The sequence below is a fragment of the Pseudomonas sp. P2S-1 genome (assembly GCF_057197725.1).
The window spans coordinates 663,938-688,715 of the sequence record NZ_CM170068.1 but is presented as its reverse complement, the minus strand read 5'-3'; the positions used below and the strand labels follow the sequence as shown (position 1 = coordinate 688,715).

At 63.5% G+C, this 24,778-nt stretch carries 23 protein-coding genes and 2 pseudogenes; 13 read left to right on the top strand and 12 right to left on the bottom strand.

Features of this window, described 5'->3' with window-relative positions; genetic code table 11:
• Positions 1-63: 63 nt before the first annotated feature.
• The 3 genes from AC2CQI_RS03245 to AC2CQI_RS03235 form a co-directional block, all read right to left on the bottom strand.
• Positions 64-342, bottom strand: coding sequence for a hypothetical protein (locus AC2CQI_RS03245; RefSeq protein WP_144443534.1), 279 nt, complete (start codon positions 340-342; stop codon positions 64-66).
• Positions 266-1,189 (bottom strand): hypothetical protein, encoded by a 924-nt coding sequence (locus tag AC2CQI_RS03240; protein WP_484579154.1) that lies wholly within the window; start codon positions 1,187-1,189, stop codon positions 266-268. The genes AC2CQI_RS03245 and AC2CQI_RS03240 overlap by 77 nt, the downstream gene beginning before the upstream one ends.
• Positions 1,190-1,313: 124 nt before the next feature.
• Complete coding sequence (locus tag AC2CQI_RS03235; RefSeq protein WP_484579153.1) at positions 1,314-2,315, bottom strand: AraC family transcriptional regulator; 1,002 nt, start codon at positions 2,313-2,315, stop codon at positions 1,314-1,316.
• A 474-nt stretch (positions 2,316-2,789) separates the two neighbouring features.
• Between AC2CQI_RS03235 and AC2CQI_RS03230 the strand changes: the two genes are divergently transcribed.
• The 7 genes from AC2CQI_RS03230 to AC2CQI_RS03200 all read left to right on the top strand — a co-directional run bounded on the left by AC2CQI_RS03230 (position 2,790) and on the right by AC2CQI_RS03200 (position 9,808).
• Complete coding sequence (locus AC2CQI_RS03230; protein WP_484579152.1) at positions 2,790-3,401, top strand: PAAR domain-containing protein; 612 nt, start codon at positions 2,790-2,792, stop codon at positions 3,399-3,401.
• Positions 3,402-3,407: 6 nt separating this feature from the next.
• The gene (locus tag AC2CQI_RS03225) at positions 3,408-4,334 is read left to right on the top strand and encodes a DUF6402 family protein (protein WP_075801940.1); all 927 of its coding nucleotides are present in this window, start codon (positions 3,408-3,410) and stop codon (positions 4,332-4,334) included.
• 489 nt (positions 4,335-4,823) lie between these two features.
• On the top strand, positions 4,824-5,276 hold the full coding sequence (locus AC2CQI_RS03220; RefSeq protein WP_484579151.1) for a hypothetical protein: 453 nt from the start codon (positions 4,824-4,826) through the stop codon (positions 5,274-5,276).
• A gap of 266 nt (positions 5,277-5,542) precedes the next feature.
• A complete protein-coding gene (locus AC2CQI_RS03215; protein WP_484579150.1) occupies positions 5,543-6,520 on the top strand; it encodes a helix-turn-helix transcriptional regulator in 978 nt (325 codons plus the stop codon).
• 105 nt (positions 6,521-6,625) lie between these two features.
• Positions 6,626-7,495 carry a transporter gene (locus AC2CQI_RS03210; RefSeq protein ID WP_484579149.1) on the top strand — a complete coding sequence of 290 codons (870 nt, stop codon included), beginning with the start codon at positions 6,626-6,628 and terminating at the stop codon, positions 7,493-7,495.
• Positions 7,496-7,502: 7 nt separating this feature from the next.
• On the top strand, positions 7,503-8,663 hold the full coding sequence (locus tag AC2CQI_RS03205; protein ID WP_484579148.1) for an MFS transporter: 1,161 nt from the start codon (positions 7,503-7,505) through the stop codon (positions 8,661-8,663).
• 35 nt (positions 8,664-8,698) lie between these two features.
• Positions 8,699-9,808 carry a class II histone deacetylase gene (locus tag AC2CQI_RS03200; protein ID WP_484579147.1) on the top strand — a complete coding sequence of 370 codons (1,110 nt, stop codon included), beginning with the start codon at positions 8,699-8,701 and terminating at the stop codon, positions 9,806-9,808.
• A 122-nt stretch (positions 9,809-9,930) separates the two neighbouring features.
• Here the strand turns inward: AC2CQI_RS03200 and AC2CQI_RS03195 are convergent, their stop codons facing one another.
• Positions 9,931-10,425, bottom strand: coding sequence for a DUF4123 domain-containing protein (locus tag AC2CQI_RS03195; RefSeq protein ID WP_484579146.1), 495 nt, complete (start codon positions 10,423-10,425; stop codon positions 9,931-9,933).
• The gene (locus AC2CQI_RS03190; protein ID WP_484579145.1) at positions 10,422-11,207 is read right to left on the bottom strand and encodes a hypothetical protein; all 786 of its coding nucleotides are present in this window, start codon (positions 11,205-11,207) and stop codon (positions 10,422-10,424) included. Before AC2CQI_RS03190 ends, AC2CQI_RS03195 begins: the two co-directional genes overlap by 4 nt.
• 189 nt (positions 11,208-11,396) lie before the next feature.
• Here AC2CQI_RS03190 and AC2CQI_RS03185 point away from each other — a divergent pair, with 189 nt between their 5' ends.
• Both AC2CQI_RS03185 and AC2CQI_RS03180 read left to right on the top strand, forming a co-directional pair.
• On the top strand, positions 11,397-12,437 hold the full coding sequence (locus tag AC2CQI_RS03185) for a FecCD family ABC transporter permease (RefSeq protein ID WP_484579144.1): 1,041 nt from the start codon (positions 11,397-11,399) through the stop codon (positions 12,435-12,437).
• On the top strand, positions 12,434-13,222 hold the full coding sequence (locus AC2CQI_RS03180) for an ABC transporter ATP-binding protein (protein WP_484579143.1): 789 nt from the start codon (positions 12,434-12,436) through the stop codon (positions 13,220-13,222). The genes AC2CQI_RS03185 and AC2CQI_RS03180 overlap by 4 nt, the downstream gene beginning before the upstream one ends.
• 86 nt (positions 13,223-13,308) lie before the next feature.
• Here the strand turns inward: AC2CQI_RS03180 and AC2CQI_RS03175 are convergent, their stop codons facing one another.
• Complete coding sequence (locus AC2CQI_RS03175) at positions 13,309-13,815, bottom strand: GNAT family N-acetyltransferase (protein WP_484579142.1); 507 nt, start codon at positions 13,813-13,815, stop codon at positions 13,309-13,311.
• Between the two features lie 117 nt (positions 13,816-13,932).
• Between AC2CQI_RS03175 and AC2CQI_RS03170 the strand changes: the two genes are divergently transcribed.
• The gene (locus tag AC2CQI_RS03170) at positions 13,933-14,535 is read left to right on the top strand and encodes a tetratricopeptide repeat protein (protein WP_075806011.1); all 603 of its coding nucleotides are present in this window, start codon (positions 13,933-13,935) and stop codon (positions 14,533-14,535) included.
• Between the two features lie 45 nt (positions 14,536-14,580).
• Here the strand turns inward: AC2CQI_RS03170 and AC2CQI_RS03165 are convergent.
• The 3 genes and pseudogenes from AC2CQI_RS03165 to AC2CQI_RS03155 form a co-directional block, all read right to left on the bottom strand.
• Positions 14,581-14,934, bottom strand: a pseudogene (locus AC2CQI_RS03165) (methyl-accepting chemotaxis protein); the annotation flags it as partial.
• Positions 14,935-15,174: 240 nt separating this feature from the next.
• Positions 15,175-15,807, bottom strand: a pseudogene (locus tag AC2CQI_RS03160) (PAS domain-containing protein); the annotation flags it as partial.
• 148 nt (positions 15,808-15,955) lie between these two features.
• The gene (locus tag AC2CQI_RS03155; RefSeq protein WP_484579141.1) at positions 15,956-18,490 is read right to left on the bottom strand and encodes an EAL domain-containing protein; all 2,535 of its coding nucleotides are present in this window, start codon (positions 18,488-18,490) and stop codon (positions 15,956-15,958) included.
• Positions 18,491-19,217: 727 nt separating this feature from the next.
• On the opposite strand from AC2CQI_RS03155, the gene AC2CQI_RS03150 reads away from it, so the two are divergent.
• The 3 genes from AC2CQI_RS03150 to AC2CQI_RS03140 are packed head-to-tail and all read left to right on the top strand — an operon-like array spanning position 19,218 to position 20,831.
• Positions 19,218-20,093 (top strand): hypothetical protein, encoded by an 876-nt coding sequence (locus tag AC2CQI_RS03150; RefSeq protein WP_484579140.1) that lies wholly within the window; start codon positions 19,218-19,220, stop codon positions 20,091-20,093.
• Positions 20,062-20,361, top strand: coding sequence for a hypothetical protein (locus AC2CQI_RS03145; RefSeq protein ID WP_484579139.1), 300 nt, complete (start codon positions 20,062-20,064; stop codon positions 20,359-20,361). The genes AC2CQI_RS03150 and AC2CQI_RS03145 overlap by 32 nt, the downstream gene beginning before the upstream one ends.
• Positions 20,362-20,390: 29 nt before the next feature.
• Positions 20,391-20,831 (top strand): hypothetical protein, encoded by a 441-nt coding sequence (locus AC2CQI_RS03140; RefSeq protein WP_484579138.1) that lies wholly within the window; start codon positions 20,391-20,393, stop codon positions 20,829-20,831.
• Between the two features lie 188 nt (positions 20,832-21,019).
• Here AC2CQI_RS03140 and AC2CQI_RS03135 read toward each other — a convergent pair whose 3' ends face one another.
• The 3 genes from AC2CQI_RS03135 to AC2CQI_RS03125 are packed head-to-tail and all read right to left on the bottom strand — an operon-like array spanning position 21,020 to position 24,660.
• Positions 21,020-22,072: an NADP(H)-dependent aldo-keto reductase gene (locus AC2CQI_RS03135; RefSeq protein WP_484579137.1), complete on the bottom strand. Its 1,053-nt coding sequence runs from the start codon at positions 22,070-22,072 to the stop codon at positions 21,020-21,022.
• Positions 22,073-22,081: 9 nt separating this feature from the next.
• Entirely contained in the window at positions 22,082-23,413 is a 1,332-nt protein-coding gene (locus AC2CQI_RS03130) for an LLM class flavin-dependent oxidoreductase (protein WP_484579136.1), read from the bottom strand.
• The gene (locus AC2CQI_RS03125; protein ID WP_484579135.1) at positions 23,410-24,660 is read right to left on the bottom strand and encodes an acyl-CoA dehydrogenase family protein; all 1,251 of its coding nucleotides are present in this window, start codon (positions 24,658-24,660) and stop codon (positions 23,410-23,412) included. The genes AC2CQI_RS03130 and AC2CQI_RS03125 overlap by 4 nt, the downstream gene beginning before the upstream one ends.
• Positions 24,661-24,778 lie beyond the last annotated feature (118 nt).

Here is a 24,778-nt window from a genome sequence, read left to right as displayed (position 1 = left end):
ATCCAAATTAACGAGACATTACGCAAAGAATCATCTGCGAATGAACGATAAAGGCCATTCGAACTATTGATTACGATTCATATCTGTTTTCTGATCTGGCAGGGCGACGATTTTTTCGACCTGCACCAGGCGCAGCACCGGCGGCCCGGACGGGCGCTGGCGCGGCGGGCGTTTCTCGGTCATCTGCCGCAGTTGCGCCTCCAGGCGATCGGCTTCCGCAGCCAGCTGCCGCAGTGCCTCCACCATCTCCCGGGCGGACTCGGGGTCAGTGGGGCTTGGCTCCCGGGCCAGGGACTTGATCAAGGCGTGATAGCGCCCGATCAGGGTCTTGAACAGCAGCATCCATACCTCCGGCATCCTGTTGAAGGTCTTGTGTCCACGGGGCGACCCGCAGACGCTCGTCCAGCCGCGCGGCTTCCTGCAGCAAGGCCTCGCTGGCGGCACGGGCCTGGCGCGAGCGCCAGCCCGAAGTGAATCCCAGGCGCTGGACCTCCGCCAGCGCCTCATCCAATTCCTGCACGCCACGTGCCTGCGCTTCGCACGCCACGGCAATCGACAGGCCGCGTTCCTCGATGTTGCTGGCTGCGGCGCTGATTCCGGCCAGGGCCAGGTTGGCGTCGTAGGTCTGGTCGCGGCCCTGGCGCGCCAGCACGCGCACCTCCTGGCCCAGGGCGACCGGTGCGGTCAGCACCGTCTGGTCGACACTGCGCAAGGCCATGAGGGTGGCGCTGAGCCCTGCCTGGCCCTTGAGCGCCAGCTTCATCGACTGTCGCGATTCGCTGCCGACCTGATGGGCATCGTCGGCCAGTTGCCGGCCCTCGACCTTGATCTGGGCAAAGGCGGACAGCGCCCGGTCGAGCTTGCGCTGCTGTTGTTGCAGGGCTGTGTCGCACTCGTTGCTCAAGGCACCGACCTGGATCGCCAGTTCGCCGAGATGGGCCAGTTCCGCGTGTATCAGGCCCAGGCTGTCGTTGACCTCGCGTTGCAAGGCGCGGCTGCGTTCGCGCAGGGTACGGGCGTACGCGCGACAGCGCAGCAGACGCGCGTGCTGGTCCAGGCACAGCCCAAGCAGCAGCACCAGGGCGCAGGCGCCCGCGACAGCGGGCAGGCCGAGGACCGGCTCCAGCGCCAGCAACAGGACGCCGAGGAGGACCAGGGTGTAACGGAGGAAAAAGGCGATTCGTGACATGCGGGCGGAAGGTCCCTCGACGGCGGCGCAAACGTGTGCGTATCAGTTTGGCGGGTTTTTCCCCAGGCATCTCCCGGCGGTGGCCGGGGGATAAATGAAAGGCCCGCACGGATAAACGAAAGCCTCAACCTTCTTCCCGGTAGCGCCCCGGGCCCATGCCGAACCAGCGCTCGCAGGCCTTGTTGAAGGCGCTCTGATGACGGAAGCCGACCTGGTAGGCGATCTGCTTGAAGCTCAGGTTGCTGTTGCGCAGCAGGCGATGGCTGTCGCGCAGGCGTACTTCGTCGAGCAGGCGCAGGAAGGTATGGCCCTCGCCTTCCAGGCCGCGACTCAAGCGCTGGCCGCTCAGGCCCAGGGCCTCGGCGACCAGGGCCAGGGTCACCGGGCGGCCCTGGCTCAGTTGTTCACTGATGACCCCGCGGACTTTCAGGCTCAACCGATCACCGCCCAACTGGGCCTGCCAGCGCGCCAGGTAGTCGCTGTGCACCGCATGCAGCGCAGGGTCGTGGCTGGCCACGCTCAGTGCCGCGTCAGCATGGCTGAACAGCAGGGCGTTCTGCGCCGCGCCATGGTGGATCTCGTCGCCGTAGACACGGCGGGCATTGGCCGTCACCACGCACGGCGGATAGCTCAGTTCCGCGCGCACGGGGCGGATCGCCCGCCCTGGCACCAGCCAGCACAGCAGGCCGACGGTGATTGCCGCCACGGCATCGATGAACACCCGGGACAGTTCACGCTGCCCGGTGCCTGTGGGCACCCCGACCAGACGCACGCCGTCGCTGCGCTCCTCGACGAACAGGCAGAACCCGGTGCCGACCAGATGATGATGCTCGGCCAGGCTGACCAGTACGCTCTTGATGGTCGGGCTGGACATCACCGCGTAGCCCAGCGGCCCGAGGTTGGACGGATGGGCATGCTCGAAGGCGCGCAGGCCGATGCCCGGATCGCCGCTGAGCAGGCTGGCCTGGTCGAACACGCCGTCAAGACTGGCCAGGGGTATGAAGGCCGGTGCCGAACTGGTCAGCAGCGGCTCGGCCAGGCGCTGGCACAAATCACGAACGGCGGGCTGGGCGCCTCCCAGGGCGGTGATCAGGGCGCTGGCGAAGGCCCGCGAAACGGTTGGCATGAACGGATTCCAGAAACGAATGGGTCAGGCATGGCCGGGGTCAGTCGTATGACCACCGAAAGCGCATTTGACTCAATGAATCGTCTTCCAGGACACAACCTTTAATGGCGTAAGGGCTTTCCCGATAAGGGTTGTGGAGGGGTTAGGGGAAACCATCAAGCGGCTGGCAGGGGTGGAGTGGTTGTCGCATGACCGTGGTCTTGGCAGGCTTTTGGGGATCGAAACGGACCCTGTGTGGCTTGTCGGACCGCCGCACTGCAGCGATCCCGGTGGCGAATTCAGCATGGCAATTCCGGTGTTCCGATAAACACGTCTCGACCAAACCGGAAAGATAAAGCCATTTCCTGCTGATCACTCAGAATCGTCCTACATACCCCGCCAAATATCCTCCCCATCCTCTGGCCGGTCGGCCTGCATACCTTCGGAACACCGGAAGGTTGTCGCAGGCCCTTACCCGTTATCGAGTACGACTCGATGGCCCAGTCCAGAGGAAATGCAGTAATGGATGGATATTTCATACGCCGGGGAGACAAGACCAGTTGCGGTGGCGAGGTCACCGGGTCCGACAGCCTGATCACCATCATGGGCATCGAACATGCCCGCGAGGGTGACAGCGTTAGCTGTGGGGTCACCGGCCTGACTTACCAGATACAGGGTGGTGTGTCTTACATCACCAGCTCGGGCCTGCGGGTTGCGGGCACCCTGGATAGCGTCAGTGGCTGCCCGTGCAAGGCCAGCCTGTATCACACCTGGACCGGCTCGACCTACGAGAAAGAAGGCACGCCAACGGCTCGCACAGCAGCCCCGCCAGCTGCCAGTCAACCCGGGAGTGCTTCCACCCGTACAGCCCCCGCCGGTTTTGCGCCAGCCACTGCCCCATCGGAACAAGAAGACTGCAGCGGCTGTTTCCAGCTTATCAACCAACGCTACCTGCCTTGCGGGCTACGCAGCTACGCCCTGCTGCAAAACGGCGAGCGGGTTGCCGACAGCCGACTCAACGAAGAAGGCTTCAGCAACATCGGCACCAGTTCCAAGCCCATCAGCACGCAACTCGCCATCGCCGCCCCCTCGCCTGTTCTGGAGTAACTGCCCATGTCCTTGAAAGATTTCCAACAAACCACCGCACTGGGGCCGGATGCCCTGTTCCTGCTGGAAGGCGTGACCTTCGACACCTCGCCCGGAGGACGGCACAGGCCGAAGCAGATCGTGATCAATGCGTTGCCGCTGAGCAAAGTCCCGGTGGCGATGCGGAAGATGGGGTGGCATACGTCGGCTGCGTTGATGCAACGGTGGTTTGATACTCCGGGGTGGGAAATGCCGGAACAGTGGAAAAGCGAACAAGGCCAACCAGTGGCCACGGACCTGCCAACAACACGGTGTGACGAAACCATCGTGAAAATGAGTTGGGCGATGGGCTTCGAGCGATGCCAGGCCGCGGTAAGTAGAGCTGAATCGGCCCTGACCACGCCAAACGCGATCAATCGACTAAAAAGCCTGCTGGAACAGGCCGGCTGGAAGAAATCAGGGGTCGTCACCCTGGGTTCTCCCGATTTTTCGGCGCGAGAGATCGACGCATCCTCTCAAGTCAATTACGCGGTACTTGGCACTCTGTCCGATACCCTTGACGATATGTATGGAGCGCTGGGTATCGCCACATTGAAAGTAGGTGTCGCCGGAAAAACGTTCAGCAAAATTGATTCAGAGACCCAACGAGTTAGAAATTATTTCCAGACTGAACATATTGGCTTCTATATTCGTGACCATTATGACTTCAATGGAATTCAATTCTTGGGAATCTGGACAGAAGATCGAGTCCTTACCAAGCCGGAAATGATGCGAGCAGCCGTTCCAAGCGGCCAATCGATTTATAACTGGGCCACAGACGAGTTCGCACTCATCAGAAATAATGACTTCAGAAAATACAGAGAAAAAACGGGAATGGGTGGCGACTATGTTATCTACTCCGATGTCCTTTGGAAAAAATCAAACATGGTCATCGACCTAGGCGACGCACTGTGAGGCGTCTATGGAAACTTTCTCTATTTACCACTGCCATCTCAGGACTCTGGTTCGCGTCCGAATGGTGGGAAAAAGGTCTCGCCTCACCCAAGTATGAAGTCAGGCAAAGCCCTAACGGATGCTCCAGCATCCAGACCTTCAAACCTTTCTGGTTGCTACCCGATATCCTGCATCGAGAATTTCCGCCTAATGAAGGCGGTGGGGGACACTGGTTTCCCGCCTGGGAGGTCCCTGGCTTCTACCGTTTATATGACAACCACAATGGTCAATTGATTGGAGAAACCGTGATTTACGACCTTGCGTTTTCCGGAGGTGGTTTGGACTGGGATCGCGGCGGTGGCGTCTGGGTTGGGATGACTTATGTAGGCCCGAGTATCCGGGACTGTATTGGCGCCAAGCCTGTGAAGTAAAACTGCGATTGATGGAACCTGGAAGAATAGCGTGGCAACCGGCCCCGGTCGGTTGCCACGCGCACGGGCTCGAGTGCACATGAAAACAGAGGCGAAGTCTGCAACGGCATGGGAATCTCGGAGTACGCATATTCCGCTGATTCTCGCTGCATTATTGAGCCTGTTTTCCTGGCTTCTTTCTGAGTGGTGGGAGAAAGGACTAGCCACTCCACTGAACGTCACAGTCAGTCCAAATGGGTGCTATCGGGTCGAAAGCTTCAAACCCTTCTGGCTGCTTCCAGACATGTTTCATCGGGAGCACGACCCAAATGAAGACAGGGAACCCACCTGGTTTCCCCATTGGGAATACCCCGGCTTCTATCGTCTGTACAATCACCGCAGCGGAGCGCTGTTGGGAGAGAGCCGTGTCTATGACCTGGCCTACGCCAGTGGTCCATTGACTTGGGGAGCAGGGTCAAAAAGTGTTTTTGCCGGCATGATTTATCTGGGCCCCAACACCTTGGATTGCATAGGTGACAATCCTTCTGGATAAAGAATAGTTACGTGATCCCGACACCCTCAAGGTCGCTCTCGGTCTTGAGGGTAATCAGCAGGTACCGGGAGCCCTGCCGTCACACCGATTGGGTATCAACAACCTCTCTTCGCTTGGCACGCAGCGACAAGCCACTTCCCATCCTGCATCTGTAGGATAGTGATCCACCCCCATTACCCCGACACTCTGCCCCAGGCCCTGCCCACCCCGGCCACCCGAAACCCCTGACGAAACCAATAACAAAAGTCGCACAGAGGTAGTTGCCCATGTCCCGGCACGAACACGATCCCGCCCGCCTGTTGCAGGCTTTCAGCAGCATGAGCCTGGAGCTCCAGCGCCTGGCGCAGAACCAGGACCTCGAGGATTTCCACCGCCCGGCCCTGGAATGCATCGGCCAACTGCTGCCCTTCGCCAGCGCCTGGTGGGGCCGTGCGGCGCTGATCGACGGGCTGCCGGAAGAACACAGCTCCTATCTGCACAAGCTGCCGGCCAGCTACCTGCCGGACTGGCAGTCGATCCGCCATATCGACGTGACCGTGGGCCGGGTGCATGCCCATCCGGGTCAGTCGGTGATCATCGACATGGCCGACCCGGCCAACGGCCCCGGCCTCAACTGGCTGGGCCAGGCCTACGGCATCGGCGAGCTGCTGTGCGTGGTGCATATCGATCCCCGCACCCAGCTCAGCGACCACCTGGCCCTGTACCGCGCCCCCGGTGCGCCGCGCTTCAGCGAGCAGGACCGGCTGATCCTCGACAACGCCATGCTGCATCTGGTGGCGGCGGTATCGGCCAACCAGATCCGCACCCTGGTGACCAAGCGCGAATCCCTCAGCCCGGCACGCAACCTGGCCCTGGCAGTGTGCGACCAGCGCGGCACCCTGCAATGCGCCGAACGCGGCTTCGTCGACCTGCTGCTGGGCGAATGGCCAGACTGGAACGGGCCGCTGCTACCAGTCCCGGTTGACGCCCGCGGCCACGAGGGCAAGCACCTGCAGATCGAGGCCTCGGCGGTGGGCGACCTGTTTCTCCTCGCCGCCCGCGCCCGCCCCCCGCTGGCCCAGTTGAGCCCGCGGGAGAACGATGTCGCCCAGGGCTTCGGCGAAGGCAAGACCTACAAGGAGATCGCCCGCGACCTGGGCATGGCGCCGAATACCGTGCGCCACCATATCCGCGCCATCTATCACAAGCTCGGGGTCAACGATAAGACCCGCATCGCCCATCTGCTGCACACCCCGCCCGACTGACCCGGGCCGCTGATCCGCACTGACCGCCCCGCCGGCGTTGTTCACCGGCGACGGCCCCGCTTTGCCTGCGATTTGCCAACAACCAGAAGAAGAGACGCAACGACCATGAAGCACACTCTGATCACCGCCCTGGCCCTGGCCAGCGGCTTGTCGGCCCTGCACGCCCAGGCCGCCGACCTCAACGCCCGGGACTTTTTCGGCGCCCCGGCCGGCACCAGCCTCGGCGTGCTGTATCTGCCGGCCACCCGTGCCGGTGATTTCCACGGCCCGGCCGACAGCACCGGCAAGGCCGAACTGAAGGTCAACGCCGTGGCTTACCGCCAGGTATTCTTCACCGACCTCTGCGGCACCCTGTGCACCCCGCAGTTCATCGTGCCCTTCGCCGATATCGATGCGCGCCTGCCCGGAGCCAGCCGGCACACCGGTGAAAGCGGCTTTGGCGACCCGCAGGTGGGCGGCACGCTGTTCTTCATCAACGATGCGACGACGCGCACCTACAGCGGCCTGCTGACCCTGATCACCCTGCCGGTCGGCGAGTACCACGGGCAGAACCCGGACGTCTCGCCCGGGGCCAATCGCTGGGGCGCCACCTTCGTGTACAACTACACCCAGGGCATCGGCGAGAAATGGGTGCTGGAGGCCAACCTCGAAGCCCAGCTCTACGGCAAGAACGACGACTACTTCGGCGCCGATCTCAAGCAGGATCCGCTGTACCGCCTGCAAGCCTTCGCCTCCTACGACTTCACCCCCGCCACCTACGGCGCCCTGCGCCTGATCCACGCCGACGGCGGCGAGCTGCGGATCAACGACCAGCGCATCGACGACACCCATAAACGCTACACCCAGGTCGGCTTCGAGGTCGGTCATTGGCTGGATAAACAGAACCAGCTGATGTTCAGCCTGTCGCAGAACGTCGCCACCGACAACGGCTACCACGGCACCGACGCGCTACTGCGTCTGGTCCATGTGTTCTGACGGAGGCATGCCGATGAGTAGCAAACCCTTGTCCGCCGCCGCTCCCGCTTCGTCGCAGGTGGCCCTGCTGGCCGCCATCGTGCTGTTCGCGGCGATCACCCCGACCATCCTGATGACCGCCCCGGCGGTGGCGGCGCAACTGGTCACGCAATGGCAACTGGCCCCCTCGCAGATCGGCGACCTGTTCTCGGTGGAACTGGGCGCCATGAGCCTGGCCACCCTGCCCGCCTTCTGGTGGCTCAAGCGCGTCGACTGGTGCCGTGCGGCGCTGCTGGCCGGGGTCGCCTTCATCGCCGCCAACCTGCTGTCGATCTGGGCCACGGATTATCCGACGCTGCTCGCCCTGCGCTTTGGCAGCGCCCTGGCCGGCGGTTCGCTGATGATCGTGTGCCTGTCCAGCGCTGCGTCCACGGCCAATCCGAGCCGGGTCTACGGCCTGTGGGTGATGGGCCAGCTGGTGGTCGGGGCGATCGGCCTGAGCGTGCTGCCGCCGCTGTTCGAGCGTTACGGCCTGGCCGCCTGCTACCTGCTGCTGGCGCTGCTGATGAGCCTGTTCCTGCCGCTGGCGCGCTCCTTCCCTGCCGCTGCGCCGGTTGCGCAGCCGGGGCTGGAAGCTGCGCCGGCGGTGGCGAACTGGAAAGTCGCCCTGGGCATCCTCGGCATCCTCAGTTTCTACATCAGCCTCAGCGGCGTGTGGACCTTCATCGGGGCGATCAGCGCCGCGGCCGGGATCGCCGCCGGGGCCAGCGGCGAGGTGCTGGCGATCGCCACCCTGATGGGCATCGTCGGCGCCGGCTGCGCCTCGCTGATCGGCGAGCGCGTGCCGCGCGGCGTGCTGTTGCTGCTGGGCTACGGGGCCATGGTCGGCTCGGTGTTGCTGCTCCTCGGCCAGCCGGCCCTGGCCCGCCTGGCGCTGGCGGCGCTGGTGTTCAAGTTCACCTGGACTTTCATCCTGCCGCTGGTTCTCGCCTGCCTGGCCGACCTCGACCGTTCCGGACGCCTGATGAATGCCTCCAACCTGGTGATCGGCGGCGGCCTGGCCATCGGGCCGGCCATCGCCGGGCGCCTGATCGAAGGCAGCGGTGGCTTCCAGGCGCTGCTGATCGGTGCCGCCAGCCTGACTTTCATTTCCCTGTTGCTGATCCTCGGCTGCCGTCGCGGCGCCTGAACACTCCCTTTTTACCCTGGAAAGACGGAATCACCATGAGCCGAAACACTGCCTTCTTCTTCGACGAACTGAGCCTCTGGCACAGCGCCGGCCTGCACGCCCTGACCCTGCCGGTGGGCGGCTGGGTTCAGCCGCCGGCCGCCGCCGGGCATGCCGAATCGCCGGAAACCAAGCGCCGCCTGAAAAGCCTGCTGGACGTCTCCGGCCTGACCCGCCAGTTGCAGGTGCGCAGTGCCGCGCCTGCCAGCGACGAGGATCTGCTGCGGGTCCACAGCGCCGGCTACCTGCAACGCTTCAGGGCCCTGAGCGATGCCGGCGGCGGCGAACTGGGGCCCCATGCGCCGATCGGGCCGGGCAGCTACGAGATCGCCAGGCTGTCCGCCGGCCTGGCCATGGCGGCGGTGGATGCGGTGCTGGCCGGCGAGGTGGACAACGCCTATTCGCTGTCCCGCCCGCCAGGTCATCACTGCCTGGCCGATGGCGCCATGGGCTTCTGCTTCCTGGCCAACATCGCCATCGCCATCGAAGCGGCCAAGGCCGGGCGCGGGCTGGGCAAGGTGGCGGTGATCGACTGGGACGTGCACCACGGCAACGGCACCCAGTCGATCTTCGAGGAGCGTGGCGATGTGCTGAGCATTTCCCTGCACCAGGACGGCTGCTTCCCCGCCGGCTACAGCGGTGAAGAGGACCGGGGGCGCGGTGACGGGCTGGGGGCGAATATCAATATTCCCCTGCCGCCGGGCAGCGGGCATGTCGCCTATCTGCACGCGATGGAGCGCATCGTGGTGCCGGCGCTGGAGCGCTTCGAGCCGGAACTGATCATCGTCGCCTGCGGCTACGACGCCAACGCCGTCGACCCGCTGGCGCGGATGCTGCTGCACAGCGACTCGTTCCGCGAAATGACCCGGCGGGTGCGCGAAGCGGCCGAGCGCTTGTGTCAGGGCCGCCTGGTGCTGGTGCATGAAGGGGGGTACTCGGAGGCCTATGTACCGTTTTGCGGGCTGGCAACGATCGAGGAACTGGCCGGAGTGAGGACTGGCGTGGAGGATCCGATGCTGGAGTTCGTGCAGTTGCAGCAGCCAAGTCCGGTGGTGACGGCGTTCCAGCGGGAACTGGTGGAGAGCATGGCTGGCCGGGTGTTATGAGGTGTGGCTGATGGCCTCATCGCTGGCAAGCCAGCTCCCACAGGGTCCTGCTTCGTTCGCAGAATCCCGGCTAGGCTCGGTCAACTGTGGAGCGGGTTTACCCGCGATGAGGCCATCAGCCGCTACCCAAACACCTGCCAATCAGCCCCGTCCTCAACCTCGACAACAATCCGCCGCAGCGGCCCGACCAGCGCCTTGTGCTGCCCCTCGTCGCAGGTCGGCAAGAACACCGAGAGCACCCGCGGGTCATAGAACCGGAAATTCAGCACCCGCCGGTCCTCGGTGCGCACCCTGAGGAATTTCTTGCAGTGCCGGCGCAACGCGTCCATCGACAACTGCGCAGGCGCCACCAGCAGGATGCCCCAGGCCTTGCCCCGGCCCAGCTCCAGCAATTCGAGGCTCGCGGGCGCCCGCGCCGGCAGCCTGACCAGCCACGGCGCCGCCGCCTTCAAGCGCGGGATCAAGGGGCCGGAGTACAGACACTCCCGCTCCAGGCCACTGCGCTCCAGCCATTTCAGGATCGCCGGGTCCCGGGCACCGTCGAGCAGATAGTAGAGTTGCTCGTGCGCCGCCTCATCAGTGTCGGGCCAGAGCAGTTCCGTCAGTGTTCCAGTCATTGCTTGCCCTCGCATATTTCACAGAACGGCGTACCGCTTGCGGCCGCTGCTTCGAGCGCGGCAGCCTGGGCGCCCTGGGCCGCTTCCCGTGGGGTGGGTCCGGCAGGCGCCTGGGTTCGCGCCGGCTCGCAGACTTCGCAAAACGCAGCGCCGCTTGCGGCCGCCTGTTCCAGCGTGACCGCCTGGGCTGCCTGGGCCAACTCCCGGGCCGTGGGCTCGGCAGGCGGCTGCGCCCTGGCCTGTTCGCAGACTTCACAGAACGGCGTAGCCTCCTGCGCCGCCTGCTCCAGCATCGCCGCCAGGGTCTCCTGCGCCACCGCCACGTCGGCGGGCGGTTCGCCAGCGGGCGCCGCGCTGACCGGTTGCACAGGCGCGACAACCGGCTGCGGCGGCAGCACCTCGACCCTCTCCGGCTGCGGCGCCGCCTTGGCCACCGGCGCAGCCACGACCACCACCGCGTCGGCCGCCCGGGTGATGACCTGCGCACGCCAGGCATAGATATCGGCGCGCAAGGTGCCGAACTGCAGTTCGTTGGCGACCTGGCGCAACACCTGCTCGTCGCTGAGCCGATGAATCATGAGGATCTGCCGGGCCAGCAGCCCGCGCATGTCGAACAGGCGATGCCGCAGGTAGCGCTGCACGAAGGCATCGGCCTGCCAGGCATCCTGCAGATCGACACGCTGCTGCCAGACCAGGTTGGCGCGGTCATGGACAACAGCCTCGAACCCGACCTGTTCACACAGGCCGATGTGTTCGACGCCATCGGCAACCCATAAACGCATGCTCCGTCCCTGATGCCTGGAAAAATGAGAGCACACACTACCGCGAGCAATGGCCTTTAGCCAGATCGCCGCGCGAATACTGGCCCTGTGCGGTCCTATCCCGTACCATCGCGCCCTCGCCGGTTTCCGCAGGAAGCCCGGCAGGTCAAGCACCTGCTCTTCGAACATGTCACTGGGTACTGCCGTTCCATGCTTGCATCCCGTCTCGCCATCGCCCCGCGTCTCCTGGGCCAGGCCCTGTGGGTCGGCGCCCTGCTGGGCCTGGCGGTCATCGCCGCGACCAGCATCGGCGAAACCCGCCTGGGCCTGTCCACGGTGCTCGAGGTACTGGGCAACCGACTGTGGGATGCCGGGAATGTCATCGACCCCATAGACGCCGGGATCATCTGGAACTACCGCCTGCCCCGCGCCCTGGTGGCCGCCGCCTGCGGTGCCGGGCTGGCAACTGCCGGCGTGGTGTTGCAGGCGCTGCTGCGCAATCCGCTGGCCGACCCCTACCTGCTCGGCATCTCCGCCGGGGCGTCCACAGGCGCGGTGCTGGTGACCCTGATCGGCTTCGGCGCCGGCGCCCTGAGCATGTCCGGCGGGGCCTTTATCGGTGCCTTGAGCGCCTTCGCCCTGGTCAGCCTGCTGGCGCGCGGTGCCAGGGGCCCGGGCGGCAATGGCCGGATCATCCTCGCCGGCATCGCTGGCTCGCAGCTGTTCAACGCCCTCACCTCCTTCCTGATCACCGCCTCGGCCAGTGCCGAACAAGCGCGTGGCCTGATGTTCTGGCTGCTGGGCAATCTCAGCGGCGTGCGCTGGCCGGCGGTGTGGCTGGCGCTGCCGGTGGTCCTGCTGGGGCTGCTGCTGTGCCTCTGGCATCGGCGCACGCTGGACGCCTTCACCTTCGGCAGCGATTGCGCCGCAGCCCTGGGTATCGATGTGCAGCGGGTGCGTATCGTGCTGGTGGCCGGTACCGCGCTGATGACCGCGGTGCTGGTGTCCATCGTCGGTTCCATCGGCTTCGTCGGCCTGGTGATCCCCCATGCCGTGCGCCTCCTGGTCGGACCGCGGCACGCCCGCCTGCTGCCGCTCAGCGCCTTGTGCGGGGCGCTGTTCCTGATGGCGGCGGATGTGCTGTCGCGCACCCTGCTCAAAGGCCAGGTGCTGCCCATCGGAGTGATTACCGCACTGGTCGGGGCGCCGGTCTTCGCCCTGATCCTGGTACGCGGGCAGCGCCGGCCATGAATGCCTTCAGCGAAGCCAGCGCCGTGCTTGGCTGCCGTGGCCTGGGCTACCGGGTCAGGGGTGCGGTACTGCTCAGCGATGTCGAGTTGCAGGTCCGCAGCGGCGAAACCCTGGGCGTCGTCGGGCCCAACGGCTCCGGCAAGTCGACCCTGCTCAAGCTGTTGGCCGGCTTGTTGCGACCGCACAGCGGCGAGGTCCGGCTCGGCGGGCGGGCATTGCAAGGCCTGCGGCGTATCGAGGTGGCCCGCACCCTGGCGATGGTGGAGCAGCAGGCCGGCACCGAGGACAGCATCAGTGTGCGCGATGCCGTGGAACTGGGGCGTACCCCCTGGCTATCGGCACTGGCGCCATGGAGCGCGAACGACACCGCGATCGTCGAGCAGTCGCTGTACGCCGTGGGCATGGCACACATGGCCGGACGCGCCTGGCATAGCCTGTCCGGTGGCGAACGGCAACGCGTGCACATCGCCCGGGCCCTGGCCCAGCAGCCGCAGATTCTCCTGCTCGACGAACCGACCAATCACCTGGATATCCAGCAGCAACTGGGCATCCTCGGGCTGGTGCAGCGCTTGCCGGTGACCACCCTGGTCGCCCTGCATGACTTGAACCAGGCCTTGGGCTGCGATCGCCTGGCGGTGATGGACAAGGGACGCCTGGTGGCGCTGGGGGCGCCGCTGGAGGTGCTGACGCCGCAACGGTTGCGGGAAACCTTCGGAGTACAGGGCGATGTGCTGGAGGATCCGCGGGATGGGAGTCGGTATCTTCGCTTGCGGCCCTTGCAGTGACTGACAGGGCCTCATCGCCGGCAACGCCGGCTCCCACAGGGTTCACACGATAACCGTGGGAGCCGGCGTTGCCGGCGATAGGGCCCTCAGCCACACCGCAGTTCCATATGCGTCGTCCGCCACAGCGGATCCTCCTCCACATCCACCACGTCGAACCCCTGCCGCTGCCAGAACGCGATCGCCCCCGGCAGGAACGGATGGGTATGCAGGTACAGCACCTCGACCCCGTCCTCCAGCGCAAGCGCCTTCAAGGCCTCGTACAAGCGCCGCGCCAGGCCGCCACGCCGGTACTCCGGCTCGACGAACAGCCTGACCACTTCCACGACCCGCAGACCGCGATAATCAAGCTGGGCGAAGCGATGGTCATAGGGCAGGTAACCCATCCCGGCGACGATCCGCCCGCGGTCCCGGGCCAACAGGAAGCGCCCCTGCCCTGGGGCCAGGTAATGCCCGGCAAAGTCCGCCAGATCCTGCGGAACAGGCGCCTCGGCCAGCATCGGAAAGATCCGCGCCCGCGCCGCCATGATGAAATCCACCACCTCGCCGATGTGACGCCGCTCGCAGGGCTGAATCGGAACTTCCACCGAACTCATGTCAATAAGCCATAAAAAAAGCCGGGATTTGCTTGACCCACGCCAGAATCCTCCCCTTAAATCCGCACATTCTTACAAAAATAACGGCCGCCGCCAGGCTTCCTCAAGGGACGTCCCATGCTCAGCACCGCCTTCGATAACGCACGCGTCATGTCGCTCAACGACCAGGCCGTGCATTACAAAGCCCACGGTTACCTGGACAAAGCGGAGCAATGCTTCGCCGAGGCACTGAATCTCGCCGAAGGCGTCGACGGTTTTGACCCCGCCAGCCTCGCCATCCTGCGCGACGGACTCGCCGGCCTGCGTTGGGAGCAGCAGCGACATGCCGAAGCCGAGGCACTCTACCTGGATGTGCTCACCACCCGGGAAAACCTCTTCTCCCCCAGCCACCAACTGGTAGGCCAGAGCCTGCAGACCCTGGGCAACTGCTACCTCAAGCAAGGCCGCATCAGTGAAGCTGCACGGATGCTGGAGCGCGCCGTGCAGGTCTACCGCGAAGACACCCCCGACGACCTGGAGCCGGTCAGCGCCTGCCTGGCGTCGCTGGGGCTGGCCCACCTGCAGCAGGACAACCTGGCCGCGGCGCACAAGGCGTTCAGCGAGTCACTGGGGATTTATCAGGTGCAGCAACCGCGGGACGAACAAGTGATCGCGGTGCTCGGGGAGCAGTTGAAGATGATCGAACACCTGGGCAAGGGCGCGTGGTGGAAGTTCTGGTGAACCCGCTGCGAGTCCACCCAGAACCGCCCTGCTGCACGGCGCGGCTCACACCGAAAGCTGATTGGTAAACTGCCCCACCGCGTTCACCACCTTCTGCGCCCCATCCTGGATTTCGACGATCACGCTGCCCGCCTGGGCCGAGAGTTGCAGGCCCTGTTCGGCACGGGCCTTGCCCTGCTCGATGATGCGCACCGCCTCCTCGGCCAGCTTCTGGTTCTGCGTCACCACGTCGACGATTTCCTCGGTGGCCTTGGTGGTGCGCGACGCCAGTTGCCGCACTTCATCGGCCACCACGGCGAACCCGCGCCCCTGCTCCCCGGCCCGCGCCGCCTCGATGGCCGCGTTGAGCGCCAGCAGGTTGGTCTGGTCGGCGATGCCGCCAATGCTCTTGACGATGCTGCCGACGATCTGCGACTGCTTGTCCAGCGCGGCGATACCTTCCACCGCCGCCGCCATCTGCACCGCCAGGCCCTGGATCACATCCACGGTTTCCTGGATCACCACGCTGCCACGCCGGGCGCTGTCGTCGGTGTGCTGCGAGGTGGTGAAGGCGATTTCCGCCGCCTTGGATACGGCGATCTCGCGGTTGACCTGGTCGGTGATCACCGTGGCGAACTTGACGATCTTGTACAGCCGGCCGTGGGCATCGGAGATCGGGTTGTAGGTCGCCTCCAGCCAGACCGCCTGCCCGTGGCTGTCGATGCGCTTGAAACGGTCGGCGATGAATTCGCCCCGGCGCAGCTTGTCCCAGAAGCGCTCGTACTGCGGCGAGTTGGCTTCGGCGGCATCACAGAATATCCGGTGGTGCTTGCCCTTGAGGGCTGCCAGCGTGTAGCCCATGCCCTGCAGGAAGCGCTCGTTGGCGCTCAGCACATTGCCCTGCAGGTCGAATTCGACCACGGCAGTGGAACGCTGCAGTGCCTCGATCAGGTTCTCGCGCTCGCGGGACGACTCGATGGTCCGGGTCAGGTCATTGGCGTAGAGCGAGATGTAGTTGACCTGGCCGTTCTTGTCCTTGATCGGCTGCACGATGGCCCGCAGCCAGGCCTCGTTGCCGTTGCCGCGCTTGAGCTGCAAGGCCCCGGCCCAGTGCTCGCCGCTCTGGATCGCACGCTTCATCAGGTTGAAGTGGTTGGTGCCCTGGGCGTATTCCGGGACCAGGCTGAACAGTACCTTGCCCTCCACCGCCCCGGCCGAATACTGCATCTCGCCAAGGAAATTGGAATTGGCAGCAATGACCTGCCCCTGGGAATTCAATTTGAGAAACAGCATCTCGCGATCAAGGCTTTCCTTGACCTGTTCGAGGGATGAAAGCCGGTCCTGAGCTTCTGCAAGCTCCTGCTTGAGCCGCCGGTACGCTGGAAACATGAGGGAGAACCTCCAAGAAAGGAAAATGACAGCAGCTTGCCTGATCAATACGTCAATACTTCATCATCCAGGCTTCCAGGTCTTGCGGCGTGAGCGGCTTCGACAGCAGATAACCCTGAGCGACGTGATATCCCTGATCCTTGAGGATCCTGTACTGGCCGTGTTCCTCAACCCCTTCGGCCACCACTTTCAAGCGCAGACTATCGCCGATCCGCATGACGGCGTCACTGAGCGCCCGACTGGTCTCATCCGCTTCCAGATCCAGCACGAAACTGCGATCCAGCTTCAATTCCTGTATCGGCAGCTTGCGCAGATAACTCAAGCTCGAATAGCCGGTACCGAAATCATCCATGGCCAGACGGATACCCTGGGCGTTCAGATCATGCAGCACCTTCATCGTTCCGGGGTTGGTGTCGAGAAGCAGATTTTCCGTCAGCTCGATGGTCAGGTCCTGCGCGGCCAGGCCATGCTGGTCGAGCACGCTGCCGACCATCCCGGCCAGATCGAGGTTGTGGAAGTTGCTCGGCGACAGGTTCACCGACACCGACGGAATGTTCAGGCCCTTGCGCCGCCACGCCGCCAGTTGCCGGCAGGCCTCGCGCAGCGCCCAGTGGCCCAGCTCGGTGATCAGCCCGCACTCCTCTGCCAGCGGAATGAAGCGCGCCGGCGAGACCACCCCAAAGGTCGGGTGGGTCCAGCGCGCCAGGGCCTCGACGCCATAGACCTGGCCGTCCTCGATATTCACCTGCGGCTGGTAGTGCAATTGCAGCGCGCCCTGCTCGATAGCCTCGCGCAGCGCGCTTTCCAGGGCCTGGCGCTCCTGGGCGAGTTCGTTGAGCTCATGGCTGAAGAAACTGAAGCGCCCGCGCCCGGAGTTCTTGGCCTGGTACATAGCCATGTCGGCACGGTGGATCAGGGTGCTCATATCGTGTCCATCGCGCGGATACAGGCACACGCCGATACTGGCCGACGGCGAGAAACACGAGCCGGCGATCTGGCACGGCTGGGAAAGTGCCTGGCGGATCTCCTCGATGGCATCGTTGACCCGCTCGCTGTCGCAGTCCGGCAGCACCACCACGAACTCGTCGCCGGACAGGCGCCCGACGATATCCACGCTGCTGCGGTTAGCCCCCAGGCGCTGGGCGACCAGCTTGAGCAACTCGTCGCCGGCCGGATGGCCGAGGGAATCGTTGATCTGCTTGAAGCGATCCAGATCGATGAACAGCACCGCCAGCGCCGTCTTCGTGCGTCGCGCCTCGATCAGCGCATGGTCGGCCTTGGCATGCAGCAGGCTGCGGTTGGGCAGGCGGGTCAGGCTGTCGTAGAACGCCAGTTGGCGAATGCTCTCGCGATTGACCTCGCGCTCCATGGCCAGGGCGCACAGCGGAATGATCACCTCGACGATCTGCTGGTGCAGCGCCGAGGGTGTGCGGTGCTCGCTGTAGTAGAAGGCCAGGACGCCGATGGCCATGCCCTTGGCGCTCTTGATCGGGATCGACCAGGCGCTCTTGATGCCCAATGCCAGGCACTCCTCGCGAATCGGCGCCCAATGCGGATCGCGGGTGATATCGCTGGCGAAGATCATCTCGCCCCGGCAGGCAGCGACGCTGGAGGAGCCGACGCACTCGCGGATCGACCGGCCTTCGAGCAACTGCCCGTAGCGCTCGGAGAAGCCCGGCGCCGCCAGCGGGTGCATGGCGCCGTCCTCGTCGACCTGGAGCACCGCTGCGCGGACTTCCGGCGACATGCGCTGGATCTCCTTGCACAGCAGGTCCATCACCGACTCCAGCGGCATTTCGCGGACCATGGCGTCGAGAATGCAGTGCTGCAAGACCTGGTGGATCTTCGACGCGGTGATATCGGTGAGCACCGTCACCGTGTGGGCCAGTTCGCCATTGGCGCCGTTCACCGGGTTGATCGCCACATTGCACCAGATGCGCTCGCCGCCTTTCACCTGGAGCAGTTCCTCGACCTGGAACGAACGCCCGCCGCGCAAGCCGCGCTGCAGTTCGGCCAGGCGCTGCGCAGGCAGTTCCGGCACCAGCAACTCCGCCGGCTGACAGGCGACGATCTCCGCGAGGTTGTAGCCGAACAGCTTCTCGAAGCCCTTGTTCAGGTACACCACCTTGCCGCTGCCATCGGTGATGAAGATCGCGTTATCGGTCTGGTCGGCCACCAGCGACAGCAGCTTGGTGTGCTTGCGCTCCTTGCGCTGCTCGGTCACGTCCTTGACGAAGGCGGTGTAGAGAATCTGCCCGTCGCTCTCGACCCGGGAAATCGACATCGAGCCCCAGCGCTGGCTGCCGTCCTTCTTGTGGATCGGCACATCGCGGGTGGTGCCAACGATCTTGTTGATCCCGGTATGGCGATTGGAATTGACATAGCCGTCATGTCGGCTGCGAATACTTTCCGGCACCAGCATGCTGACATTATTGCCAAGCACTTCTTCGCGATTGAAGCCCCACAACTGTTCTGCGGCACTGTTGAACAGCACCACGCAATTATCGCTATCGATCACCACGACACTGTCGATGGCCTGTTCCAGGGTTTGAACGAAGATCTCAGAAAGATTCTGGGTAATGGGCATCAACTCGATCCGAACGCAACTTGTTGATTGCGGCCAAAGCGCTACGGAGCCATGCAGTTCGTTGCTGCATAGCTGGGCGTAGAGCCTCTGGGGCCGGGAGGTGCGCGACAGGCGCGGGGGCATAGACTACGCCACGATATGGCGCTTAGCCATTATTCGGTCGATATTATTCGGATTATTTTATGGCGCCGGGATACTGGCGGGAGGTCAACCGTTTCACCGTTCTAAAAACGAGAATCCATTGAGACAGATCAATATTTAATCCGTTATATATGTTAGCCCCAAGCCGCTACACATACCTCGGCGACATGCATCTTCAGCCACAGGCAACTCTGTACTTCGACCTTACACATTTGAAAACGTTTCACTATTGATTGCCGACTCAACCAATCGACTTGGGCCTGACGCCTTCTCGCTCACTGTAAACAGGGTGCTTACGCCGCATCACTGCCTATATCTCGTAGGCCTATTCCACATCCCATGTAGTCCTGATCTGAAACTTATGTAACTCCGCCTTTTCACCTTGTCGCCCCCTCAGCCTTAGGCCAAGTTGCGCTCCTTCTCACGAGGCCAAGACCTCTGCGACAGGAACAAATAACCATGCTCAAGCGCTTATCCGAGTACCTGTTCGGCAAGGGTGACCCGCTGCCGCCGCCACCTTCCGTACCGCAACGCCCACAACTGACGGCGTGCCGAAGGCAACCTTGTCGACGGCTGGGTAAAGGTCATGCAAGAAACAGCCTGCTGGGTCAGCCCTTGGGAATGGGATGGCTACGAAATCATCGAAATCAGCCGTTCACCGGTGCTGGGCATGGCCTATCGAATGTACCGGGACAAGAACACCTGCGAAGAAGACCGTAATAGTCTCTGTCAGCAAGCTGAGGCATGGAACAAAGGCGAGTTGATGAGCAAGCTTTACAACCTTATCGATCGTAATCATGACCGCCACATGTGCGCTGATGAAGTTCGTACGGCGCTCAAATCCCCAATCCTGGCGCAAGCACTGTCAAAGATCCTGCTGTGCAGTGAAAGCGAGTGGTATTACCGCCAGGAGAAATGGGATGCGCTGGACAAGGTGTTTGGACATACCACGTCGGCGCCCTTGTTGAACTCGTTGGCAGAGAAGAAGCGAATCGAGGAGCTGAGTGGGTGGAAAGAAGTCTCCGCCGGGTTTAGGTTCCTGGAGAACACTTCCATCTACTTCCTGCACCCGCAGGCTCTGCTCGGACAGTTCATGGTCGATGACAACGACCTACGCTGGCTGAAAGTCCCTCACGGACAACTGACATTTGAGGTCGAGGGCAACGATATCCCCCCTTCATTGCAAATGACACAGTCCAGTTCCGGCGAGAGATCTCGAACCAGGATAATTGGCCGAACGTGCCTAAAGATCGTTTCCAGCGCCGCAGGGATTACATACAAGAATGAAAAAACTTGCGTTCATCACCCTCTTGCTTTTTACAGTTCCCTCCAGCGCCGAAAGACTCGGCTGCACAGCCATTTCCATGGCTGCTACCGGGCAAGCCGCCGGAAAAATCAGACGATTTACCGACCATTTTCCCAGCGCATGCATGTTTATCGAAACACTTCGCACCCGGACTGATGAAAAACCCATTGCGCTAGGGAAAATCTGTGAACTGGAAGGTAAAAGCATGTCCTGGGAGTACGCGGATGTGAGTTTCAACTCCGGAGAGTTCCACGACGATAAACTCTACTTTGAGCTCAGTATTACCCCGCTTGAGCTCACAGGCGAAGAGATCAAGCTATGCGAGGTCATCTTCGGCAAAGACAATGCAGTTAAATTGGAATGCACAAACGACAAACGGATGAGCGATATTCGCCCATCGCTATTCTCGTACGACACCAACTAAATACCCCATAGACTGAAGCGAGGGTCTCCATGACTTCAACTGCCTGCCAAAAGAAATTACGCGCAACGTTTGCCTATTACATCCTGACAAGCATGTGCCTGCCATCACTCTCCCAGGCTGAATCCTTTGATTGCAGAACCCTGTACCTGGCAGACTCAGGCCGTATCGGCGATCAATTTGTCAGGTATACCGCAGCAACAGGATCCCCCTGCATCTCCATCCAACTGCAGATCCCGGGCGGCAAGGGCCGTTATAGCGTTCGAAAAGACTTCTGCTCATTTGATGGAAAAAGCCTGATCGATGACTTCTCGAACGTCGAGTTCAAGCGCGGGGAGTTTCAGGATGACCAGCTCAGATTCGAGATTGCCCTCACCCCCTTGGGAACCAAAGAAGTCGAGATCAAAATCTGCCAGGTCAACTTCAAGGATGGACAACCTGAAGAGCTCACCTGCCAACTGTCATACGGGTAGCCCTCAGCCCTCAACACACTCGCCATAGCGCTCTCCAGACTCCCACCGCGCACGCCAATGTGCCATTTACTGCTGCACCAACTCCGGCACTCCGCTGATCACCACCACGCTGGCTTGCCAGCGATAACCATGGTGCATTCACCACCGCAACCGCTGGCAAGCCAACTCAGACCGCGGACCTTCTGCGCTCAGGGTGCCGGATTAGGAATCCGCTGGTGAACCGCCTGAAGCTGCCCACGCACCTCATCCCCCAGCACCACATCCAGCGCCCCCAGGTTCTCGCGCAATTGCGCCAGGCTGGTCTGTCCGGTCAGGGCACTGGCCACGAACGGCTGGTCGATCACCGCCGCCAATGCCAGTTGGGCCGGCGTCAGCCCATGCTCCCGGGCAATTTCCACATAACCGGCGATGGCCGCCTGGGCCGACGGGCTGTCATAGCGATTGAAGGTCCGGTACAACGACGACAGCCGCGAGCCCTCCGGCCGTGCTCCCCCCAGGTACTTGCCGGTCAGCGCCCCGAAGGCCAGCGGCGAGTATGCCAACAGCCCGATGCCCTCCCGATGCCCGAACTCCGACAACCCACCCTCATACAGCCGGTTCAGCAGGCTGTAGGGATTCTGCACACTGACAATTCGCGGCAATCCCAGCCGTTCGCTCTGCTTGATGAACTCGGCGACACCCCACGGCGTTTCATTGGAGACGCCGATATGCCGCACCTTGCCCGCCTTGACCTGTTCAGCCAGCACCGCCAGGGTTTCCTCGATGGCGATGCTCTCGGGATCGTCCTGCCAGGCATATTCGCGCTGGCCAAAGGTGGTGGTGCGACGATCCGGCCAGTGCAGTTGATAGAGGTCCAGATAGTCCGTGCGCAGCCGTTGCAGGGTGCCCTCCAGCGCTTCGACGATATTGCGCCGGTCATGGCGGCTGAGGCCGCCACGAATATGCGGCTGCGGGGCCTTCTCGCTGGACGGCCCGGCGATCTTGCTGGCGAGGATCACCTGGTCGCGCCGCCCGCTGGCAGCCAGCCAGTTACCGATATAACGCTCGGTGGTGCGCCAGGTCTCGGCATGGGTGGGCGTGGGGTACATTTCGGCGGTGTCGATCAGGTTGACCCCGGCAGCCAGCGCCAATTCGATCTGCTGATGCGCCTCGGCCTCGCTGTTCTGATGCCCCCAGGTCATGCTGCCCAGGCCAAGCACGCTAACCTGGAGTTCACTGTTGCCCAATTGACGGTAACGCATGCTCGATCCCTAGCTGGAATATTGATTGTCCGGAAACGGCAGCCCGAGGTGCTCGCGCAGGGTGCTGCCGCGGTATTCGTGACGGAACAGCCCGCGCCGTTGCAGCAGCGGCACCACTTCATCGACGAAGCGTTCGATACCGGACGGAAAGACGTCCGGCATGATGTTAAAGCCATCGGCGGCATGGGCCTGGAACCAGGTTTCCAGGCTGTCGGCGACCTGCTCCGGAGTACCGACCAGCAGGCGATGGCCGACCAGGATGCGCCGCGACAACTGGCGGATGCTGAGGTTTTCTTGCCGGGCCAGGTTCAGTTGCGCTTCAAGGAAGCCCTGGGAGCCGCGCTCGAACCCCGCCACCTCGCCGATCCGCGCCCAGGGCAGCGGCCCGTCCGGGTCCAGTTCGCTGGCGGCCAGGCCAAAGCGCGCCGCCACCCGTTCCAGCAATCCCTCCTCGCCATGCCAGGCATTCAGCTCGTCGAAACGCGCCCGGGCCTCGGCCTCGGTGCTGCCGATCACCGTGGCCAGGCCAGGCATGATCTTCAGGTGCGCGGGGTTGCGCCCCCAGCGTATGGCCCGCTCCTTGATGTCGCGATAGAAACGCTGGCCGGCGTCGAGGGTGGTCTGGGTGGTGAAGATCACCTCGGCATAGCGCGATCCCAGGACCTTGCCCGGCTCGGACGATCCAGCCTGGACCAGTACCGGTCGCCCCTGTGGCGAACGCGGCACGTTCAACGGCCCTTGAACGGCGAAATGCTCGCCGACGAAGTCGACAGGCCGGACCTTGGCCGGGTCCGCGAATCGCCCGCCGGCAACATCACCGATGATCGCGTCGTCTTCCCAGCTGTCCCACAGTTTGAGCACCACCTCGAGAAACTCCTCGGCCCGGGCATAGCGCTCGGCATGGCCCGGCACCCCGGGCAGGCTGAAGTTGCGCGCGGCCTCGTCACTGGCACTGGTCACCAGGTTCCAGGCGGCGCGGCCCCGGCTGACATGATCGAGGGAGGCGAAGCGCCGGGCGGTGCCGAAAGGATCGTTGTAGGTGCTGGCCGCCGTGGCGATCACCCCGATATGCCGGGTCACCGCCGCCACGGCACTGAGCAGCACCACCGGATCGAGATGGCCCACCGGCTGGCTTGCCGGGTCGCCACTCAAGGCCGACCAGTCGGCGAGAAACACGGCATCCAGGCAGCCACGCTCGGCGATGCGGGCGATGTCCTGGTAATGGGCGATATCCAGATGAGCCGTCGCCCCCGCCTCCGCCTTGCGCCAGGCACCCGGATGGGCGCCAAAGCCGAGGACATTCAGACCGATGCTGATCTGCCCTTCACGACGACCGCTCATACCGCACTGGCCTCGTCGCGCACGCCATTGCCGGTGCTTTGCTGGGCCAGCCAGGCCTGGTCCGGGGTCACGCCGTTGAGGTGGTAGTTGCCCAGCACCCGCTCGCGGTAGATCGCCGGGTTGTGCGAGGCCAGGGTCCGGGCATTGCGCCAGTGACGGTCGAAGCGCCGGTTCTCGCTGGTGGCAGACGCGCCGCCCACCTCGAACAGCAGCGTGGTGGCTTCCAGCACCTGGCCGATGACGATCTGCTGGGCCTGGAACGCCGCCACCTCCGCGTCGGTGTAGTGATGCTCTTCGGCGTAGCCGCCCTGCTCCGCATCGAACACCTGCTGCACCCGCTCGGCCGCCGCCAGTACCTGGGTTTGCGCCGACCAGGCGAGGCTGGACAAGCGGCCGATCACCCGTTGCACCAGCGGATCATCCTTGGGACTGGCCTCGCCGGGGAAACCGAACGCCCGGGTGCGGCTTTGCACGAAGGCCGTGGCATCCCGCAGCACGGCCTTGGCGATGCCGGCCAGGGTGGCGAGGTGGAACAACTGGTAATAGGCGGTCAGGTAGGACTCGGCCCGTACTTCGTCAGGCTTGTAGCGACGGATCACATGCTCGTTGGGCACGCGTACGGCCTCGAAGCGGGTGGTGCCGCTGCCGGTCAGGCGCTGGCCGAAACCATCCCAGTCATCCACCACGCTGACACCCTCGGCGGTCACCGGCAGTGCCACGCTGACGAAATCGTCGCCGGCCAGGGCCACCGCGGCTATCCAGTCGGCATAGACGGTGCCGGTGGAGTAGTACTTCTCGCCGTCCAGGCGCCAGCCGGCCTGTTCATTGCCGGCTTCCAGCGGGCTCAGCGCCACGGTGATGCCGGTGCTGCCGCTGCGCTCGGCCATGGCCGCGCCCCATAGCTGGTGGTCCACCACCTTGCCCAGCCAATGGGCCTGGGACACGGGATCACGGCTGGAAAGACGGCCTTCGACGAAGCCGAAGTGGGCACGGAAGATCTGCGGCAGGTTGGAGTCCGCTGCGCCCAGCTCGATCAGCAGGCCAAACAGTTGCGGGATGCTCGCACCCAGTCCACCCAGCGCCCGAGGCACGCGCAACGTTCCGAAACCGGCTTCGCGCAACCAGCGCACCGCGTCGAAGGCCAGTTCGCGCTGCTTCTCGCGGTGCACGGCGGTATCGGCAATCCGCTGGAAACTTTCGGCAAAGCGCTGACGCAGGGTTTCGTAACTAACGGCAGTGGAGCTCATGTTGCTTCCTTTCATTGGGCAGTGGCTCGGCGCAATTAAAATCGCCGCTCGCTTAGTTGAAAAATAAATTTCAGGAAATTGAGCAAGAGCGATAGCAAGCGACATGCCATGCCTTATC